We start from the raw sequence: 20,373 nt of genomic DNA on the forward strand, positions 1-20,373 counted from the left end.
ATCGTCAGTCCGTCTTCTGTTGAAGCGCAGGTAAAAGGGCGACGAAGGCCGACAGATCCTCGGCACCGACCTTATGCTCGAAGTCGTTGGTGGCCTTCTGAAAATATCGCTCCAGGAGCGGGACGAGAGATCTTGTGCGATCATCGGCCTTTCTGAAGGCCGACAGGAGCACATCATAGATCTGCTCGCCATGCCCAATCGCATTGAGAAGTTGGCGCAATTGCTCGACGACTTCTGTTGTCAGCGGAACGTCACCCTGATCGATCAACTCGAGAAGCAAGTTAGAAGCTTCCGCCTCCCGCCCCATGTTTTTAAGGATCTCCGTTCGCTCCAGCAGCACACGCGGCCGCTGGCAGATCTCGGCAGGAAGGCTGTCAATCCGGGAAAGCGCCTCGTCGAACGCGCCGCGTTGAGCCAGAAACGAAGCTTGTGCAAGAAACAGCTCGCTGACGACAGTCTCGCGGGCATTTTCAGATTGAAGATAACGATTCGCCATGACGACGACCGCATGGCCAATTTTGTCGAACGTGTCTTCCTCGGTCTGAGCTGCAATCTTCAGCCGAGTGGTGAGGATGTTGACGATCTCAGCGACGTCCCGGTCCCGACCGGATGGCGACGTGTGCGCGAGAAGCTGTATGGCAGCCGTAATTGCATCTTGCGCACTCGGCCAGTCGCCGAACTCCATGAGCTTGGATGCCAGCAGCCGCTGCGCGCGCGCCGGCTCCAGTTCGTTACCGATCGGGAGCGTGCGCCGCCCAATCGATCGAAAGATCTCGGTCATCTCCTGATATGTCTGGATGGTGGCCTCTGCTTCACCCAATCTGTCGAAAATATCGGCGCGCCGTTCGAGCGCGCGCGTGAGCCGCCAACGGCTGATTGGATCACCCGCCATCCGCCATAGCTGCTCCGCCTCCAGGACGTAATCGAGCGCCGCCTTAAGCTTCCCCGCTCTCTGCCAGAAGCCCGCGAGGTCCTCCAGAACAAGCGCAAGTCGAGGTCCATAAGAACCGGGTTCGGCTTGGTAGGATTCTCGCGCCAAATGGACGGCGCTTTCGGCAAACGTTGCAGCAGTCTTCTGAGACAGGCGTCCGTCTCGACGACAGGCATAGGCGACAGCTGCCTCGGCAAGTGCCATCAGCCAATCGGATCGCTCCCCCTCCGTCTCCCGGGCGCTATCCAACCAGAACTGAACCTGCTTCCATCCGTCAGGGACCGACTGCTCCGTGATAGCCTGCAGGTCGAAAATCCGTGGATCGTCGAAAGCGGCGCGGCGCCACAACGACCCAAGGATTTCGGGATCGATCGGCTTGATTTTTATTGCTTCGCCTGTAATACGGTGCGCCAGGTCATGCATGGCATCGAGGAGCGATCCTCGCTCGTCGGGCAATTCTTCGAAAACCGCCAGTTTCTCCTCAAAAGCGCACCAAGGATAGTTTCGAACCTCCGCTCGCCGCAGATGATGCGCGATCCGAGAAAGGTCTTGGTCGATCACGCTCAGCAGCCTCTTGGCTGTGTGGCGGCGTGCTGCTTCGACGGTAGAACGCTCTTCGACCCGGCAAGGCACGAAAAACATCTTCAAGGCTGATTTTTGGGATTGCCGGCGACTGGCCTTGATGGATTGCGCAACGGCGGCGCTCCCCTCGATGCTTTGACGATTATAAACGAGGCAGAGGACCAGCGAATCTGGGATTTGAGTTGTGCAGATCCCAGCTGTGTCGGCGACACCGGTTCGGCTGTCGATCAGTATGTGGGTGTATTTGCCGCGCGCCCATTTCATCAGGGCATTGATGAATGCCTCTCCGTCAAACCGCTGGTAAAAGCCGTTCCAATCGAGGCCTCCGACCTTCTCGCTATATTGCTCGTCCTGCCGGCCGGATCCGATGAAGTGCAGGCATCCTTCGCCGATGGACGGCATTTCGAGCTTTTGGACGATATCGCTGCAGTCGGCGAGCTTGAACCGGCTTTTACGGTCACTCTCGGTCGGTAGTTGCTGGACATAGTCCCAAATCCGGTCGATCAAACCGCTGCTTGAGCTCTGGTCGGGATCGCTGAGGAAGGGATGAAAATATCGGTGAAGGCCCGGCGCCTCAAGATCCCAGTCGATTGCAAGAACCTTGTTGTCATTGGTGGCAAGCGCCCATGCCACATTGGCAAGCGTCATGCTCCGGCCGCTGCCACCTTTGTAGGAATAAAACGTCGTAACCTGCGACCTGCTCATCGATACCCTGCAGCACTCAGTCGTGGCAGTTGCGATTGTTTTGTTCCAGATGGCGTCGGTAGATTGCCAAGATCAAAGACGCGAAGTGCAACAACCTTGCTTTGGGCTAGAGGGGCGCGCTGCCTGGCTTCTACGCCTTCCTCGACAACTAGACGACCAACAGGCGTCAAGGCGTTGAAGAGGTCGCGCCCATGCCTGTGGCTGGTCACCATCTCCATGCCGCGAAGCTCGTCTAGAAGCCTTGAGACGTAGGCCTTGTCCCTGCGGAGTTTGACGACGATGTCGGTGTTTCGAAGCGGCTCCCCGGCAAGCAGGTCCAAGATGCGAGCGTAAGGTTGTTGTCTTGCCTTTTTGACCGCTTCATCGTCGGCGGTCGCATAGGCCGCATAACCCAGAATATCGACGGCGGCGGCCAGGCGGCCGGCCGCATAATCGGGCGAAAGGCGGTTCGCGGATGTCGTGCTGCGCAGCTTGTTCAGCGCGCCTGTTGCCGCAGCCGCTCCAGCGCGCAGAATTGGCGCGGCAGCTGTCGGCAGAACGTCGGCAACGGTTTCCATTGAGGCGTTTATCGCCGAGTCAACCTTTTCGGCAACTTTCGTGAAATCGCCGCTTGTGACCAGTTCGGATACGGTTTCGAAGCTTTGCCACAAAGAACTACGCATAATCAGCTTCTCCAATCTGCTGAACATGTAAGGTCTAGCAACGATTTTGTCAACGGATCGAGCGACGCTGATAGTCCCTATACGTCGCAGTGTATGCTGCAGAATGAGGGTGACGCTTTACGGCTTTTTTGGGTAGTCTCGCGTGAGTTGGTGCTGTCAGTTTGCTCATAATTGGTCTTGTTGCGGGTCGTGCTCGCAGATGCGTGCACCATTTGGGGCTCTGACCGCCGTCGCTCAAACCGATCAACGATCAGGCGGTTCTGTCATCTTCAGGATTTTAGTCGTCAAGCAGTAGGTAGGTGAATGTTTTCCCGAAAAGACCCTGCATCCGATATCAATGTATTGCTCGATTTCCTAGGCAGGGAACACCGAGAAGGCGTTCTCTATCGAGGCCAGACGAAAGACTACACCTATATCGTGCCGTCGGGGTATCGGCACCTCACTGCTCCGGATCAGACAAGTCCGGGACAAATTCAACTGGATCTTTCTCTCGATGACGATCCAGCCCACGCAACCCCACGGTTCAAATGGCGACGGCAAGCGCATTTTTACATCGTCACCAAACTTGGTGTGGCGCTCGGAAACCTCGTCTCACAACAATACGGGCTCACGTCTGAATGCATCGATGTCACCCATAATCCGCGGATTGCAGCCTTTTTCGCAACGCGAAGATGGCCTCACTACCGTCACCACGATGTTCGGGACGAGATGGGTGTCATATATCGATTCCGACGCACGCCAGATATACGCCCGAGCCATACTAGCATTAAAGCTTTGGATCTGTGGTTCCGCATGGGCCAAGGTGAAGGCGTTTACTTCGAGGATTTCGTCAAGCAACCCAACGGTATTATGGAGCGGGATCTCTGGAATGAACGGGAGCAGGGGCGTGGTGCCGTTGTCGCTACCCTTCCGACTCTGATTTCATGGGATGAGGTCCTCGAAAGCATTCACAACATTAGAGGAGCCCATGCGGATCTTATTCGGGATACGGTCCTTCCCATGGATTGGCACATCTCGCGCGCAGCAGCACAGGAGGGTGGCTTTATCAGGCCCGCCTTCTTTTATCAGAGTCGTGTTGCAAGCTACCTTCACGTCGTCGATCCGATTAAAATGCGTCTGACCCTTGGCCAGGAAATCGAAGATGACGGCCTGCCGTGGCCGAGGGCACATCCGTCGCTTGCGCTGAAAGAAAAGCTGATCGCGATGGAGGACGTGAAGCAGCGCGAGGGTTTTGAAGCTTTTTATTTCAGGCATTCGCCACAGCTTGTGACTAGCCTGTACCGATGCGAACTATGGCCCGAGCCTTCCGAGGATCCGATTTTCGGTTTCACATGGCATGCCGCAACCCTTATCGGATCCTTCCTGATCGAGGGTGATCTGCCACCGATCGACAATCCTGTCACAGGTGTTCTCGACCGAGGCTACAAGGTCTTGAATGAAATCGAGTCCATCGATGGGCGCGAATTCATCGACCGAGCGCGAGGTCAACTCGAAGACGCGCTCGAAAATCAGGCCGGCGGTGTTACCCGATGCCAGGACTTCGAACACGAAGCACAAGCGCGGTTTTGGCTTGGGGACACCAACAATGCGCTTCGTGCGGCCATGAAGGCTATCCGGCGCGATCCGGCCCGTGTTGATTGTTACGTGCTTGCTGCTGAAATCCTTATGTCATCGAGGCGAGCAGGATTCGCGGATCGATTTCTACGCCGCGCCCATAAGATAGACCGGGTTCATCCCATGGTACTTCGCTCGGTCGGTCGATTTCTATTTGGCCACGGCGATCTCGATCAGGCCCGAGACTGCCTGCGTCTCGCGCTCGAGAAGCTCGAAGATCCGAAAAATGCACTCTACCGTAAGCACAGAGAGGACTTGACAGACACGTTGGCTGATGTCGAGAAGGCGATGCATCAACCTGTTTGACGCAACGCCTGCAATACGGCTCTGTTGCAAATTTCCATTCTGGTTATGATGGCCGAAGGTTGGGGCGCCAATTATCTGGCAGTCTGGCGGTTTTCGAGATGCTGGGCGAGTAATGCTGCCGCTTCCGTCAATGCGCTCGGTCCGATGTTGAATGCGCGTTCGACTATGCGTGCTTCTCCACGCACGTCGCCTGTCAGGTTGAAAATTGCAGCCTGTCCTTTGCGCAGAGCCCGCATAACCTCGAAACCTTTGATCGTTGCATAGCGGTTTTCAACGTCTTGAATCCTCTCACAGGTTTGATCAACTGCTTCAGCTTGCCGTGATCGGCCTCAACGACATTGTTCAGATATTTGACCTGTCGGTGCACAAGGTCTCCCGGACATTTGCCGTCGGTCTTGAGTTGGGCGATCGCGATGCCATAGGTCGGAGCCTTGTCGGTGTTGATGACGGTTGGCTTCTCCCAGTCCTTCAAGCCGTTCAGAGCTTTGCCGAGAAAGCGTTTGGCCGCCTTGGCATTGCGCGTCGGAGACAGATAGAAATCAATCGTGTTGCCGAATTTGTCGACAGCCCGGTAAAGGTACGTCCATTGTCCACGAACCTTCACATAGGTCTCATCGACCCGCCAGCTTGTTGACTGTGGCCGTCGCCAGTGCCAACGCAGCCGCTTTTCAATCTCTGGCGCGTATTTCTGGACCCAGCGATAGATTGTCGAATGATCGACGATCACGCCCCGTTCGCCCATCATTTGTTCAAGATCGCGGTAGCTGACGCCATAGCGGCAATACCACCGCACTGCCCACAAAATCACGTCACCCTGAAAATGGCGCCACTTGAAATCGCTCATCAAAAATCTCGCTGAAAATCTTCAGCGCTCTTTCAAACATCAATGGGATTTTTGCAACAGAGCCCTATGCGGACGGGCGACGCGTGTTTCCCAATCGTGTTCCGGTCGCCCATCTGACGAAATCGGAGCGTGAGCTTATCTTCGAAGGCGGAAAGCCGGATCGGCCACTCTACGAGATCGCGACACTTGCCCTGTTGCGTGACCGGCTCCGGTCACGAGACGTCTGGGTTGAGGCAGCCACTCATTCCGGCCAATCGACGAACATCTTGTGTCGCAGCCTGCCTTTATTGCCCTGAACCAGGAAGACAAGCTCGGCCTCGGTGTTCAGAGCGACGGAGCGGCCTGGCTCGCCGAAGCTCGGGAGATGATGGACTTCAATCTCAAGCAGCTGGCGCGGCGTGCTCGTTATGGAAAGCTCGAAGGTGTCAGGCTCGAAGCCGGAACCTTGATCGTGACGCCGTATGTCAGTGACGTTCCCGCGGCGGCAAAGGATCTGAAAGCCGAAATTAGCGAGATGTATCCTCTGATTGATGTTCCCGACCTGTTGCGGGAGGTGCATGAGTGGACCTGGTTTGCCGATCAATTCACCCATCTGCGGACGGGGGATGCGCCGCAAAATATCCCCGCCATGCTCGCCGGCGTTCTGGCTGACGGCACCAATCTTGGGCCGAAACGTATGGCCGGCGCATCGAAAGGGATCAGCGCTCACCAGATCGGCTGGATGCGGAGCTTCCATTCCCGCTCCGAAACTTACCGACTCGCCCAGGCCTGTGTGACCGATGCACATACGCGTCATCCGCATTCACAAATCTGGGGCGACGGCACCACCGCCTCATCCGACGGGCAATTTTTCCGCGCCAGCGACCGCGCCGCCAGGCGCGGTGATATCAATCCGCATTATGGCAGCGAGCCGGGCATGAAGTTCTACAGCGCCCTTTCCGATCAGTACGGGTACTTCAGCATCCTGCCGATCAGCCCGACCGAAAGCGAGGCCGTCTATGTGCTCGATGGCCTGTTTGATCACGACACGATCCTCGATATCGAGGAACTCTTCACCGATACCGGAGGCGCCAGCGATCAACTCTTCGGGCTTTTCCCCATAGTCAACCGGCGCTTCTCGCCCCGCTTGCGCAATCTCAAGGACCGGAAATTCCATACATTCGAAAAGGCCGATACCTATCCGGTGTTGGCCAAGCACATCGGCGCGCCGATCAATACCGATCTCATCTTGGAGCACTGGGATGATCTCTTGCGGCTGGGCGTCTCGATCATGACGCGCACCGTTGCGCCATCGACGATCCTCAAGTGGTGCTCCACGTCCTCGAAATCCAGCGACCTCGTCAAAGCGCTTCGCGAGCTCGGCCGCATCGAGCGCACCCTGTTCATGATCGAATGGTATTCGAGCCCGGCACTTCGCCGGCGTTGCCAGGCCGGTCTCAACAAGGGCGAGGCAGCTCATAAGCTCAAACGCGCTGTCTTCTTCCACGAGCGCGGCGAAATCCGCGACAGATCCTATGACAGCCAGGCCTTTCGAGCTTCCGGCCTCAATCTGGTTGTCAGCGCCATCGTTCATTGGAATACCGTCTATCTCAGCCGCGCCGTCGCCCACTTGCGCCAGCGAGGCCGAAACATCCCAGATGATATCCTTAAACATGTGTCGCCGCTCAGCTGGGAACACATCAATCTCACCGGCATCTATTCCTGGGACGCCGAACAACAGATGCCGGAGGGCTTCAGACCGCTGCGAACTCCCGGCCATCTTCTGCGGGCCGCATGATGTTCGCCGCGGCATGATCCGCGCGACTGGTCCATCGCCTATAGTCATCCAGCTTCTCGAGAGCCTTGCCGCTATCAATGCTATTGCGAGCTAGGGCTAACCCCTCTTCAAAAGAGGGGGCGAACCCACCGACAATGATGGCCGCCGCGGCATTGAGAACAACAATTTCTCGTGCGCACCCTGAAATCTCGCCGTTAAGGATTCGAACCATCTTCGAGGCGTTAAATGCCGGATCCTCTCCATGCAATTCTTCCCAATCAATTTTGCCAAACCCGAAAGGGGTCGGATCGAATTGCATTGTGGTGACCTTCCCGTTTTTGAATTCGCTGATCTGGGTGGGACCTTCCGTGGATATCTCGTCCAAGCCATTGTGGGCGGATACGGCCATGACGTGCACCGCTCCGAGACGGCCCTAACGTATCTGCGACGACATTGGTGTATCGGCGGTCATAGATCCCAATAACCTGACGTCGAGGCTTGGCGGGATTCGACATGGGGCCAAGCAGATTGAAGAAAGAGCGGATCCCTGCCTCTTTCCGGCTCTGAATGACGTTCTTCATCCCCTGGTTAAAGGAGGGACCATGTATAAACGCAAGCCCTATAGCATCAAGGCATTCCGAGACCTGTCTCGGATCGCTGAGGTTCCTCCCTCCAAGCGCCTCCAATACGTCCGAACTGCCTGATTGACTGGAAACTGCGCTGGTACCGTGCTTTGTCATCGGAATACCAGCGCCGGCCGCAACGAACATAGCGGTGGTCGATATGTTGAAAACGCCTGCGCTTGGTCCATCACCCCCGGTGCCACAGACGTCCACAACGTCAAGGCCTGGCGGTGTTGCAACGGGTATCGACGCTTCGCGGTAAGCACGCACCATTCCCGCAAGCTCTTCGGCCGTCTCTCCCTTCAGCCGCATCCCCATCATGATGCAGCCCAGTTCAACAGGCGAGAAGTCCCCGTTTATAAAGGAACACATCATCGATTCCGCTTGGTCAGCGGATATGTCTTGGCCTTCAGAGAGTCGCCTGAGAATTGAAGCAAGTGAGAATTTAGTCATGGAACACTCCTCTTAGGGAGCCGCCGTGACCGGGAGATGGGGAGATTCGACCATACTTTGCCAGCTCACGGCGGCAAATGGTCAAATTCAATAGATGACGACTGCCGCTCCTAAACGGAGCGCCACCAAATGCTGAAGCTGCTATTGGTCAGGTCTATCATCCCCGATTGAATGCCACATAAAAATGGATCGTCCGTTCGTTCTTAGCGCAGGATTTCGAACTGCTCTTGTTCCGACCCCGAGCAGTTCGAAATCCTCGCTGCCGCATGATTGCCACCACTCTGGCAAATTCTCTGACCAGACAAAACTTTGCAACGGAACCCCGATCACCAGGAAGTCTGCAGCGCTTCGTGTCGATCTTTTCCGCCGTCCGAAATCTCTTCATCCCACCCCGTCCGAAACGCTCCGCCATTCAGATCCATCTTCACCGCCTGCAAGCCATGGCAGAGTGGAAAGTCGTCACCGTGGGCAACTGACATCCGCCATACAGGCCTCAGCGCGATCAGAGCCAGATAACGTGACATTACCTGCTGGAGCAGTAGAAATGACCAAGGCTCTAATCGTCGCTGGATGACAGTTCAGCGGAAGGACAAACCTAACAATTGTCCCACACACGACAACTCTGCGCCCTGTGGGTCGAGGCTCATGCGCGAGAGCCTTTTATCGATAGGCGACTGGGAACCCTATAGAACTTCCGAGTTTCTTCGAACACCTTACAAATGCGGCACGAAAGTTGCTGTTCCTCCTTGCAGGGTGCTGACACCAGGAAGCCAGCGTACGGCAACATGACTGGAGCGGCATCCGCCAAACCCTCATACGGAAAGGAATGCACCATGAAGAAGAAGATCGCAGAAACCAACACGGTTATCCGTACGACCACGCCGTACACCGGCACGGTCTAAATGAACCTGGGAGGGTGGCAATGCGCCACCCTCCCTCAATCGAAAACGGGGAGCAATATGGTCGATTTTGTACAGTCGAATGCGTTGGCGTTGATTTCGGAGGCGGTTGGCGCCTCAACAATAACCGTGCTCAAGGCCGACAAAGGCATGGCTCCTCAAGCCACCATCGCGACAGCCCTTGCAAACTGTGGGTCTGATGTCGAGTTTGTGGATGGAGATTGGCAACGTGGCGGCTATCTCGCGGGATTGCAAAACGTGATTGATGCGGCTTTGGAATGGACGACCAAAGAATGCCCGGACCTGATCGAGAGGCACCAGCAATCGCTCAAGCGTCTGTTTCCGCTTCTCTCAAGCGCGGCTTTTACCTTTCCAAAAGACCTCACCAACACGTCGAGCAAGGAAGAGCGAACACGGTTTTATCATCACGAATATCAGAACAAGCTGCTCGTCGGGCTCGCCGAGTATCTGCTCGAATATGCTGGTCGAAGTGGTCTCCGCGTTGTGCTAGTCATTGATCGAGCTTCAGAAATGTCACCTACGACCCTCAACCTAATAAAGGTTTTGCGGCGATTCGACAGCGAACGGCATTTCCGATTTGTTCTAGTGGACTACTCTAACGCAGTGTTCCTCGAAGAGGCCCGTGAAGTCAATTTCGGCTGTTATTCGATCGACGAACTGGTCAATCTCTTTAGCCCTAGTATGGCCCGACAGAAGCGGCGGTCAATTTTTGAGGCAGCTCGCGGGAATCCGCTACTCGTTCGCGCTCTGATCACCTGCAGTGAAGGCGGCATTCCAGTTGTTGGCTACTTGAGCTCCAATGCTGCTATCGACTTGCACCTCGCGAGCCTGACCCCTGAAGAACGCAGCGAGATGCTGCGATCTTATGTGGAAGCGGACTGCAGCCCGACCGATTTGATCGCCCAACGCAATTATGAGACATTCAGTCACGAGTATGCTGATGTTCTGCATGCAAAAAAGCATCAGGCTGCATTTGAAAGATATCTTGCTGGGAAGGCACCCCTGGTGACATTCCACGGCTTATCTGTTCGGGATAAATTCAAGCGCCTAGAACTTATTGCGGAGCCAAGTGAAATTCTAAAGAGCATTGGGCTCTATGATACTTGGTTCAGCTATTTCGGCGAAATGTTTGCGGATCCCGAGCTGCGCGTTTACGGAACGGGAAACGATGCCGTCAACGCGGTTTTCATCAATGCAGCCTTTGTTCTTTACAGCTTGGGATGCGGCCTCGTCTCTGTTCCGTATCTCGATCTTTTCTACGCAAAATTCCCATCAAGCCGCTACACGCCGACGGTCCTTTACGCTCAGTCAATGACCTATGCTAGATATCAACAGCCAGTCAACCTTCCCTTGGCGGAAGAATACGCGTTGCGAAACCTCGATACGATTGAGAGCAATTTCAAAGATTATGACAAGTATCACTACATCAAAGTTTTTGCTGAGAACGCCTATGCTTATATAAAGGCAAAGCAAGGCAAGTTTGATGAAGCTCTCACACTTTGCTCGGAAGGCAAAGCGAGAATGTTAGAGATATATGGCGACAATCGCTTCAAACTCCATCAGTCGATTTTGATTTATAATACCAGCCAGGTATACGAGCTTGTAAACGACCTTTCTTTGGCGGAGCAAAAGCTTGGCGAGGCCATCGCCTGCGATCCCTACTACGGCGAATACCAGAACGACCTTGGCAATCTCCTCGGCAAAGTGCCGGGCCGTGAAGTCGACTCGTCAAATGCATATGCGCGTGCGATCGAGCTCTGCCCGCCTTACTATGAGGCGCATTTGAACCGAGCAGGTCTGCGTAAACGGCTCGGTGATAATCAAGGCGCGCTATCCGATCTTGATCGCGCGCTGTCAATCAAACCCGAAGAATGGCGAGCTCTGCTAGAGAAAGGCAATATCCTTCTCTCAATCGGAAATCCTTCTGCCGCAATTGAATCGTACCTAGCGGCCGCTGAATTCGTTCCGTCACATGCGGACCTGCAAAGCAACTTGGGTCTTGCCTATTCCGAGTTGGAGAAGCCTGAGCAAAGCATCGCTCATTATCAAAAGGCACTCGAAATCAATCCCCGTCATGCGCCGGCCCACAACAATCTCGCAATTGAGCTGTTCAACGCCAACCAGCCTGATGCGGCGTTGGAGCATGCCAATCAAGCGGTCGATTTTGCCGGCGATCCCGACTATGAGGCTACGCGCAACCACATCCGCATGTCTTTGGCACGTCGCGCAAGGCCGCAACCATGACCCTCACCGGATTCCTCGCCTACAGTGCCGCTCTCGGCATCGCCGCCGCCATTCCCGGCCCTGGCATCACCGCGCTTGTCGCGCGGGCGCTCGGCTCCGGTTTTCGCTCGTCGCTGGCCATGTCGTTCGGCCTGATGCTGGGCGACCTCACCTATCTGACCGCCGTGGTGCTCGGCCTCGCCTTTGTCGCGCAGACCTTCGGCATGGTGTTCCTGGCCATCAAATGGCTGGGTGTCGCCTATCTCGCTTTCCTCGGCTGGCGCTTCTGGACCGCGGGCATCACGCCCGAAACCGTCGAGGCCAAGAAGGGCAAGGGCGGACTGGTTTCGAGCTTTATTGCCGGCCTCACCGTCACGCTCGGCAATCCGAAGACGATGATCTTCTACCTCGCCATCACGCCGACCATCGTCGACCTCAAGACGATCACGCTTGCGGACTACGGCATTCTCGTCGCGCTGACGGTCGTCGTCCTGTTCGTCGTGCTGGTTCCCTATCTGGCCTTTGCCGCCAAGGCGCGCTGGTTCCTGAAATCGCCGCGCGCGCTGAAGTTGCTGAACCGCACCGCCGCCGGCTTCATGGTCGGCGCCGCGGCAGCGATCGCGGCCCGTCAGTAGCACCCTTTCAGCCAAAACATTCCGGTGCCAGGCTTTCCCGCGAAATGCTTTTCCGGGACAAGGGCGTTTTAGACACAGGCCCCACTCGGATATTTCCGGCCGACAGCTTATGTTGCGCGGTTGAAAGCCGGCATCGTCAACTTAACGGAATGTGGAATTCGATGTGCGATGAAGGTTCATGACAGACCGTGATCCACTCTATCGCCGACATCGCTTTCCCGCTGAAGTTATTGCCCACGCCGTGTGGCTCTATTTCCGTTTCCCTCTGAGCCTGCGAATGGTCGAGGACTTGCTGGCTGCCGGTGGGATCATTGTCTCGCACCAGACCGTCCGGCTGTGGGCGGAGAAATTCGGCCGCACCTTTGCCAACGAGATCCGTCGTCGATCATCCGGTCGGCTTGGGGACAAGTGGCATCTCGATGAAGCCGTTGTTTCAATCCGCGGCAAGAAGCATTGGCTGTGGCGCGCAGTTGATCAGGACGGTTTCGTCTTGGAGGTTCTCGTACAAAGCCGCCGAAATGCAAAGGCCGCCAAGCGCCTGATGCGCAAGCTCTTGAAGGGTCAGGGACGGTCGCCGCGTGCGATGATCACCGACAAGCTGCAGTCCTACGGCGCAGCAAAGCGAGAGATCATGCCGGGTGTAGAGCATCGCTCCCACAAAGGGTTGAATAATCGGGCGGAGAATTCTCACCAACCAGTCCGGCGGCGAGAGCGGATCATGAAGCGCTTCAAGTCACAGCGACATCTACAACGCTTCGTCTCCATCCATGATCCGATCCCAACCTATTTCAAATCCCGCGCCACGACATCTCCTCCGGCCACCATCGCGAACTGCGCAAGGCGGCGATGAGCCTGTGGGCGAAAATTGCCCGAGCATGAGAGATATCTGCGGATGGCGTCTTTCGCTGGCCTTTTATCCGTTAAGTTTACGATGCCCTGCGAGCAGCGAACTCCCGGACAGGCACGAAACCGTGCAGCTGATAGCGGGTAAAGTTTCGCGGCAAATCATGCAATCAGACGAATGTGAAGTTCGACCCTGTCAGATGCATGTTGGCAAGGTCAGCCACAGTCTGCACACCAGACAACTCAACCAATGGGTCCACGCTGTTTTCCGAGGTGACATAGGCCAGATTTGCAGTGTGTGTTTTATTGTCGTGGTAGACAATGATGTCGCCGGCAGCTTCGCCTGAAATCGCGCGTGCGGCGTCAGAGCCATCGACGAAACTCCGGTCGGTGATTACCACGACGTGCTCACCATTTGCACCCGGGGCCTTGCCGCTGTAGAATGTGTCCACCGGATAGCCCGACTGAACGCTGGCGTGATTGATGAAGTTCGCTAACGCGCTGTCGTTAGAAAGTCCCGGGACGTCGAAAGCGAACGTATCCTCCGCCGCGTTGAAATCGAGGATGGTGGAGAGGCCCGGCGGGAACTCCTGGAGCTGAGAATTGTGGGACTGGAAGACGAACGTGTCGCGCCCCTCGCCCCCTAACAGCCGATCCCACCCCCAACCGACGAAGAGAACATCATCGCCTTTTCCACCGGAGAGATAGTCGTTGTCCTTACCCAGAATGGGGAGGTTATCACGGCCGTCGTCGCCGGAGAGCTTGTCGTTGCCGTCTCCGCCGTAGACATGATCATCGTCCGCCGCCGAAGGCAAAGTCATTGCCTGATCCAGAGTGGATCCAGTCGTTGCCGCCACGACCATCGATCACATCCTCCCAAATGCTGCCAAAGAGGCTATCGCCGTTCTCGCTACCTCGGAAAAATTTTTCCATCGCAAATACTCCTTTTGATGCGGCGCTATAAGACGCCGGGCGGCACCTATCTATTTCTGTTCGGACGGCGGGCATAATTGATTGTTTCGATGGGTCGCATCCACGTTGCCGATGGATAGCTGCACTCCTTGTTCTCGAGCGTTGATTTTTGCATTTGCCGCGACTTGTCATGAAGAGCTCATCGCTCAAAAGCAGCCCTTGAATTCAGCTTCCTGAGATCCGCCGCGGCCTGGCCGGCTCGGCGATTCTGACGAGGACTGCGGTGATATTGATGCCGTGGATGCGTGCTATCCAAATAATCGATTTTACGGATTGATGGTCGTGCTGCATCACGCGGGCCATTGATTGACGAAAATCGGGCGTGGTGCTGAAAGCAATCAAAAAGAATCAAGAGAAGCCCTGCCGAGAACCTACTCGTGGAATTAAAAGCCGGAGATGAAGCATGCGTCTTACACTTGCCACCGTGGCGGTACTTTCCACTTTATCTTTGCAGCAAGCCGTCGCGGATACAGTAAGGCCGTGCGCAGCCGGCTGTTCCGAGGGGAGACATTGTTAGTGACTGACTTTGCAGCAACATCGAGCAGCAGTAGCGCCAATCCCGCCTCCGCCCTGCGCGACTGCCGAACGGCCTTCATCGGCGTCGGCATTGCGAGCGCACTCGTCAACATTCTCTATCTCACCGGCTCCTTCTTCATGCTCGAGGTTTATGATCGCGTGCTGCCGAGCCGGAGCATTCCTTCGCTCATCGCCCTCTGTCTCCTCGCACTGTTGCTCTATGGATTCCAGGGGGTGTTCGAGCTGATCCGCGGCCGCATGCTCGTGCGTATCGCCGGCGCGCTCGACGAGAGCCTCAGCGGACGCATCTATCGAGCGCTCGTCAAGGCCCCGCTGAAGCTCAAGATGCAGGGGGACGGCCTTCAGGGCCTGCGCGATTTCGATCAGGTCCGGTCATTCCTTTCAGGCACCGGACCGTCCGCGCTCTTCGACCTGCCCTGGCTCCCCTTCTATGTCAGCATTTGCTTCCTGTTTCACCCGGTCATCGGCACGGTTGCCGTCGTCGGCGGGATGATCCTGACGCTTCTTACCTATCTCACTAATCGTGGCACCCAGGTGCCCGCCAAGAAGGCGGCCGAGGCCGGGGGATACCGCAACGCCTTTGCGCAGGCGTCGCAGCGCAACGCAGAGGTCGTTCAGGCCATGGGCATGTCGGGGCGCATGACCGAGCGTTGGGAGCGCCGCAACGCCGAATACCGTGACGAAAACCGCCGTACCTCCGATATCGGCAACGGATATGGCGCGATGTCGAAGGTGTTCCGTATGGCGTTGCAATCGGGCGTGCTCGCAGCTGGTGCGGTCCTGGTGATGGAGGGACAGGCGTCGCCGGGCATCATCATCGCCGGCTCCATCCTAACTGCGCGAGCGCTTGCTCCGGTCGAACTCGCGATCGGCAATTGGCGCGGTCTCGTCTCGGCGCGCCAGAGCTGGCAGCGCCTAAAGGAACTGCTGGAAGCCCTGCCCGAGACGGAAACGCCGCTGGCACTGCCGAGCCCGCAAGAGCGGCTCAGTGTCGAGGCCCTGGCAAGCGGTCCGCCGGCGGCACAGCGCCTCGCCGTCACTGACGTGACCTTCACCATGCGAGCGGGCAGCGCCCTTGGCGTTATAGGCCCGAGCGCATCGGGGAAATCGTCGCTGGCGCGCGCCATTATCGGCGTCTGGCCCGCCTATCGCGGCTCCGTCCGGCTCGACGGCGCAGCACTACACCAATGGGATAGCGATGCTCTCGGCAAGCATGTCGGCTACCTGCCTCAGGACGTCGAGCTTTTCGCCGGAACCGTTGCCCAGAACATCGCTCGCTTTGTCCCGGACGCTACCTCCGAGGCGATCGTCGCCGCAGCCAAGGCTGCCCGAGTCAATGATCTGATCCTGCGTCTGCCGAGCGGCTACGATACCGAGATCGGCGAGGGCGGCATGGCACTTTCCGCCGGCCAGCGCCAGCGCGTGGCGCTTGCCCGGGCGCTTTACGGCGATCCCTTCTTAGTCGTCCTAGACGAGCCGAACTCCAACCTCGATGCGGAAGGCGAACAGGCGCTGAGCGAAGCGATCATGAATGTGCGTACGCGCGGCGGCATCGTCGTGGTCGTCGCTCATCGCCCGAGCGCGCTTGCGAGCGTCGACTTCGTGCTGACGATGCAGGAGGGCCGCATGCAGGCCTTCGGCCCAAAGGAAGAAGTCCTTGGCAAGGTGCTGCGCCAGCAGCAGACGCCTGCGCCGCTGAAGATCGTTGAAGGCCAGGAGACGAAGCAATGAACGGCCGCATGCAGCAGACATCGAGTTCGCGCCGTTCGCTTTCACGCCACATGATCGGCGTTTCCGTGCTGGCGCTTGCGCTGGTCGTAGGCGTCGGGGGCTGGGCGGCGACCACGGAGCTGTCGAACGCCGTCGTCGCCGGGGGCGTCGTCGTCGTCGACGACAACGTCAAGAAGATCCAGCACCTGACCGGCGGCATCGTCGGCGAACTCCTCGTCAAGGAAGGCGATCGTGTCGAAGCCGGGCAGGTTCTGGTCCGTCTCGATGGCACCACTGTGCGCGCTAACCTAGCCATCCTCGAAAGCACCATGGCGCAGCTCTATGCCCGGCGGGCCCGGCTCCAAGCCGAGGGCATCGGTGCGGCCTCCTTCTCGGTCGACGAGGATCTCGACCAGTTCATCTCCGGCCCCGCGGCGGCGAAGTTGATCGAAGGCGAGCAGAAGCTTTTCGCAAGCCGCAACGCGGGGCTCGCCGGTATGAAAAGCCAGCTCGGATCGAGAAAGGCGCAGCTCGCGGATGAGATCGAAGGCCTGAGGGTGCAGTTGAAGGCGATCGAGGATGCGCTCAAGCTGATCGCGGAAGAGCTGACCCGCGTCGATTTACTTTATGGCCGGGGGCTCGTGCCGATCCAGCAGCTGACGACGCTGAAGCGCCAGCGCGCGGAGCTTGAAGGCGAGCGGGGACAGCATTTCGCCGCGCGGGCCCAGGCCCGCGGCAAGTCGAGCGAAATAGACCTGCAAATCCTGCAGCTCGATGAAGACCGGCGCACGGAGATTTCCAAGGACCTGACGGAGGTCGAGGCGAAGATCGCCGAATATGAGGAGCGCCGTACCGCCGCAACCGATCAGTTGCGCCGTCTCGACATCACCGCGCCGCTTTCCGGGCGCGTCTACCAGCTTGCAGTCCACACCATCAACGGCGTCGTCAAAGCAGGCGAGACGCTGATGCTCGTCGTACCGGAGGCAGATGATCTGACCGTCGAAGCCCGGGTGGCCACCCGTGACATCGACCAGATCCACGTCGGCCAGCCGGTCGAGATCCGCTTCAGCGCCTTCAACCAGCACACCACGCCCGAAGTCGAAGCGGAGGTCGTGACGGTCGCTCCCGACCTCGTAACCGATGAGCGCACCGGAGCGACCTATTATCCGCTGCGCATCCACCCCAAACCAGAAAGCCTCGCCAAGCTCAAGGGCCTTTCGCTCTACCCCGGCATGCCCGCCGAGGTCTTCATCAAGATCGCCGACCGTACCGTCATCTCCTACCTTACGAAGCCGCTCACCGATCAGATGCGGCATGCGTTCCGGGAGGATTGAACAGCGCGTGGCTGGGGCGGCGAGTAGATATCGGCGAATGAGGTGGGCCTCGGGCAGGGCAGCGGTCTTCAAGAACGATGCGTTCGGCGTATGGGAGGCCGTTGCGTTGGTTTCCCGCTAAACAACGCTACCAGACATTTAAGCACGACCGCATATGATCGATGGTCTTGCTATTTTTGGATTCGGCAACGCGACAGCTACTCCCACAGGGATATTCCCTCTTGCGTTAAGTTGACGATGCCTAACGATTAGCGGCGAGACAAGAAGCTACGCGGCTCCGGGAGGGAGCGGGAAGATGACAGTCCGCCACTTTTGCCCCACCTGTGGCAGTCTTCTCTTTAGCACGCCCGAGGTCATTCCCGACTTGGTAAACATCTACGCGGGCACGCTCGACGATCCCTCAGTGTTCAAGCCGACGTGGTCATTCTTTCGGCACAGCCATGCTCCTTGGGATCGGGTGCCAGACGACTTGCCAGAGCTACCGGTTTCCACCTGACATGAGAGTCCAGATGGGGATTCCCTTTCTAGCATGCGCAGGCGAGTCTGGGGCATGCGCACAGGAATCTCCTTCACCATTTCGCCGAGCGATCGCGCCCGTCTGACGGCGCTGATCAGGAATCGCAACGCCCCGCAGAAGCATGTCTGGCGCGCCCAGATCGTGCTTTTGTCCGCCGACGGAGTCGGCACAGTCGAAATCATGCGCCGGACTGGCAAGTCGAAGACCTGCGTGTGGCGCTGGCAGGAGCGCTTTGCCGCGGAAGGCTGCGACGGGCTGCTGCGCGACAAGACGCGGCCGTCGCGCATTGCGCCGCTCGGGCCGGAGATCAGCGAGCGGGTGGTGGCGCTGACGCTTGCCGACCCGCCGGGCGAGACGACGCACTGGACTGCCGACATGATGGCGGCCGCGGCGGGCATCAGCGCCAGCGCGGTACGTCGCATCTGGAAGGCGCACGGCCTTCAGCCCCACCGTTGGCGGGCCTTCAAGCTCTCCAACGACCCGCAGTTCGTCGCCAAGCTCAAAGACGTTGTCGGCCTCTACATTGACCCGCCAGCCCACGCCATCGTGCTGTCGGTCGACGAGAAGAGCCAGATCCAGGCGCTCGACCGCACCCAGCCCGGCCTGCCCCTGAAGAAGGGGCGGCTCGGCACCATGACCCATGACTACAAGCGGCACGGCACGACCACGTTGTTTGCCGCCCTCAACGTGCTCGACGGCACCGTCATCGGCAGGAACATGCAGCGTCACAGGCATCAGGAGTTCATCCGTTTTCTCAACGCCATCAACGCCCAGGTGCCGGCCGACAAGGCCGTGCACGTCATCCTCGACAATTATGCCGCCCACAAGCATCCCAAGGTGCGCGCCTGGCTCGACCGCCATCAGCGCTTCACCTTCCACTTCACGCCGACCTCGTGCTCGTGGCTCAACGCGGTGGAGGGATTCTTCGCCAAGCTGTCGAAGCGGCGCCTGAAACGCGGCGTCTTCCACTCCGTCGTCGACCTTCAGGCCGCCATCAACCGCTTCCTCGCCGAACACAACCAGCAGCCCACGCCCTTCACCTGGACCGCCGACCCCGACAAAATCATCGCCGCCGTCAAGCGCGGGCACCAAGCGTTAGATTCCATCCACTAGCGACTACAAGCGCATCAGATATGAGCACAGTGCGCGTGCACTGGATGCGAAGGACCTTTACAAATACCTCTATGCCACGGTTGTCTCTTCAAAGGCGCGTACAAAGCTGAACAATCTAGCAGAGTCCGGCGAAGATAAGCCGCAACTGCATAAAGTTCGCCTGGAGTATTACGCTCCTAACACGGTCGGAACCCGGATGCGGACCGTTGCGTATTGCGAGTTCGCCCAAGTCGAAGAAGCCGCCACGCCGTCGAGATGGAACATCAAGTTCAGCAACTAATCGCGAGGCAGGTTGACTACTTCCTCTTGCCCGGGGAGTGATCATGACCCATTGGCGGAGTTCGATGGACATGATCTTCCACGACCGCCTGACGAGCTTGGTCCATGCGGCGCAGCAATGGGCGACGGTAATCGTCGTCGTCCTTGAAGACTCGGTTCGAGAGCCAGTTGTCGCGCATGAGCTGCCAGACGTTCTCTACGGGGTTCAGTCCGGCGAGCGCGGAGGCAGGAACATCAGGGGGATGTTGTCGGGCACCTTGAGTTTCGGCGTGACGGCCATCCTGCCTGATCGAGGATGAGTACTGCATGCGCGCCGACATCGACGCCCCGGCTGATTTCGGCGAGGTGCTCCTGCATCGCTTCAGGGCAGCACGAGGGCGGCGCCCTTGCGCCTCTTGGGACAGATGGCGCCGAAGCTGTGGGCCCACATGGTTCGCTGGTCCGCGGCGGGCACGGATGCCTGGTTCCACAACGCGCCCAACGCCACGTCCTGTTCTTCTGGCCCATGCGCTCCGTCGGCCCACCACAGTTCGGTCGCGTCCTGCGGGAACTTGGCTCCGATTTCTGCCAGAGCGGCAGGGACGTCTTCTAAAGACGCCGCCGCGAGCTCGTTCTTCGCGTAGTGTCGTGGGCGGCCGCCAGCTCGGCAAAGCCGAGCGCCTTCAACTCACACCCGACCGTTGTCTCATCGATCGAGATGCGGAATTCCTGAAAGGATCCACTGCACTAGATCTTTGCGCCGCCAGCGCACGACACCGGGCTCGCAGGGATCGGCCCGCTCTCGACGATCTTCGCCAGCGCCTGGCACTGCGCG

Annotated in this window: 13 protein-coding genes and 4 pseudogenes; 11 read left to right on the forward strand and 6 right to left on the reverse strand. The window is 58.0% G+C overall.

Annotated features, from left to right (window positions below; all coding sequences use genetic code 11):
• Window positions 1-4: 4 nt before the first annotated feature.
• Window positions 5-2,218 (reverse strand): hypothetical protein, encoded by a 2,214-nt coding sequence (locus tag QA644_RS34345; protein ID WP_283074111.1) that lies wholly within the window; start codon window positions 2,216-2,218, stop codon window positions 5-7.
• Window positions 2,215-2,880: a helix-turn-helix domain-containing protein gene (locus QA644_RS34350; protein WP_283074112.1), complete on the reverse strand. Its 666-nt coding sequence runs from the start codon at window positions 2,878-2,880 to the stop codon at window positions 2,215-2,217. Before QA644_RS34350 ends, QA644_RS34345 begins: the two co-directional genes overlap by 4 nt.
• Before the next feature lie 303 nt (window positions 2,881-3,183).
• On the opposite strand from QA644_RS34350, the gene QA644_RS34355 reads away from it, so the two are divergent.
• Complete coding sequence (locus tag QA644_RS34355) at window positions 3,184-4,800, forward strand: FRG domain-containing protein (protein WP_283074113.1); 1,617 nt, start codon at window positions 3,184-3,186, stop codon at window positions 4,798-4,800.
• Between the two features lie 71 nt (window positions 4,801-4,871).
• Here the strand turns inward: QA644_RS34355 and QA644_RS34360 are convergent.
• Window positions 4,872-5,644, reverse strand: a pseudogene (locus QA644_RS34360) (IS6 family transposase).
• 65 nt (window positions 5,645-5,709) lie between these two features.
• Between QA644_RS34360 and QA644_RS34365 the strand changes: the two are divergent.
• Window positions 5,710-7,421 (forward strand): annotated as a pseudogene (locus QA644_RS34365) (Tn3 family transposase); the annotation flags it as partial.
• Here the strand turns inward: QA644_RS34365 and QA644_RS34370 are convergent.
• Window positions 7,378-7,809, reverse strand: a complete 432-nt coding sequence (locus QA644_RS34370) for a hypothetical protein (protein ID WP_283074114.1) — start codon at window positions 7,807-7,809, stop codon at window positions 7,378-7,380. The pseudogene QA644_RS34365 and the gene QA644_RS34370 overlap by 44 nt on opposite strands.
• 990 nt (window positions 7,810-8,799) lie before the next feature.
• Here QA644_RS34370 and QA644_RS34375 point away from each other — a divergent pair.
• From QA644_RS34375 to QA644_RS34390, 4 genes and pseudogenes are all read left to right on the forward strand, one after another.
• Window positions 8,800-8,952 (forward strand): annotated as a pseudogene (locus tag QA644_RS34375) (IS6 family transposase); the annotation flags it as partial.
• 483 nt (window positions 8,953-9,435) lie between these two features.
• Window positions 9,436-11,640, forward strand: coding sequence for a tetratricopeptide repeat protein (locus QA644_RS34380; RefSeq protein WP_283074115.1), 2,205 nt, complete (start codon window positions 9,436-9,438; stop codon window positions 11,638-11,640).
• On the forward strand, window positions 11,637-12,254 hold the full coding sequence (locus QA644_RS34385) for a LysE family translocator (RefSeq protein WP_283074116.1): 618 nt from the start codon (window positions 11,637-11,639) through the stop codon (window positions 12,252-12,254). The genes QA644_RS34380 and QA644_RS34385 overlap by 4 nt, the downstream gene beginning before the upstream one ends.
• Window positions 12,255-12,432: 178 nt before the next feature.
• Window positions 12,433-13,133: pseudogene (locus QA644_RS34390) on the forward strand (IS6 family transposase).
• A gap of 134 nt (window positions 13,134-13,267) precedes the next feature.
• Here QA644_RS34390 and QA644_RS34395 read toward each other — a convergent pair.
• Both QA644_RS34395 and QA644_RS34400 read right to left on the reverse strand, forming a co-directional pair.
• Window positions 13,268-13,918, reverse strand: coding sequence for a calcium-binding protein (locus QA644_RS34395; protein WP_283074117.1), 651 nt, complete (start codon window positions 13,916-13,918; stop codon window positions 13,268-13,270).
• Entirely contained in the window at window positions 13,890-14,030 is a 141-nt protein-coding gene (locus QA644_RS34400; RefSeq protein WP_283074118.1) for a hypothetical protein, read from the reverse strand. Before QA644_RS34400 ends, QA644_RS34395 begins: the two co-directional genes overlap by 29 nt.
• A gap of 555 nt (window positions 14,031-14,585) precedes the next feature.
• Here QA644_RS34400 and QA644_RS34405 point away from each other — a divergent pair.
• The 5 genes from QA644_RS34405 to QA644_RS34425 all read left to right on the forward strand — a co-directional run bounded on the left by QA644_RS34405 (window position 14,586) and on the right by QA644_RS34425 (window position 19,858).
• Window positions 14,586-16,337 carry a type I secretion system permease/ATPase gene (locus QA644_RS34405; RefSeq protein ID WP_283074119.1) on the forward strand — a complete coding sequence of 584 codons (1,752 nt, stop codon included), beginning with the start codon at window positions 14,586-14,588 and terminating at the stop codon, window positions 16,335-16,337.
• Window positions 16,334-17,650, forward strand: a complete 1,317-nt coding sequence (locus QA644_RS34410; RefSeq protein ID WP_283074120.1) for an HlyD family type I secretion periplasmic adaptor subunit — start codon at window positions 16,334-16,336, stop codon at window positions 17,648-17,650. Before QA644_RS34405 ends, QA644_RS34410 begins: the two co-directional genes overlap by 4 nt.
• Before the next feature lie 295 nt (window positions 17,651-17,945).
• On the forward strand, window positions 17,946-18,146 hold the full coding sequence (locus tag QA644_RS34415) for a GFA family protein (RefSeq protein ID WP_283074121.1): 201 nt from the start codon (window positions 17,946-17,948) through the stop codon (window positions 18,144-18,146).
• A gap of 54 nt (window positions 18,147-18,200) precedes the next feature.
• Window positions 18,201-19,280, forward strand: a complete 1,080-nt coding sequence (locus QA644_RS34420) for an IS630 family transposase (RefSeq protein WP_283074122.1) — start codon at window positions 18,201-18,203, stop codon at window positions 19,278-19,280.
• Between the two features lie 323 nt (window positions 19,281-19,603).
• Window positions 19,604-19,858, forward strand: a complete 255-nt coding sequence (locus QA644_RS34425) for a hypothetical protein (protein ID WP_283074123.1) — start codon at window positions 19,604-19,606, stop codon at window positions 19,856-19,858.
• Window positions 19,859-20,373: the final 515 nt, after the last annotated feature.

It is taken from the genome of Rhizobium sp. CC1099 (genome assembly GCF_029714385.1).
Lineage (GTDB): Bacteria > Pseudomonadota > Alphaproteobacteria > Rhizobiales > Rhizobiaceae > Rhizobium.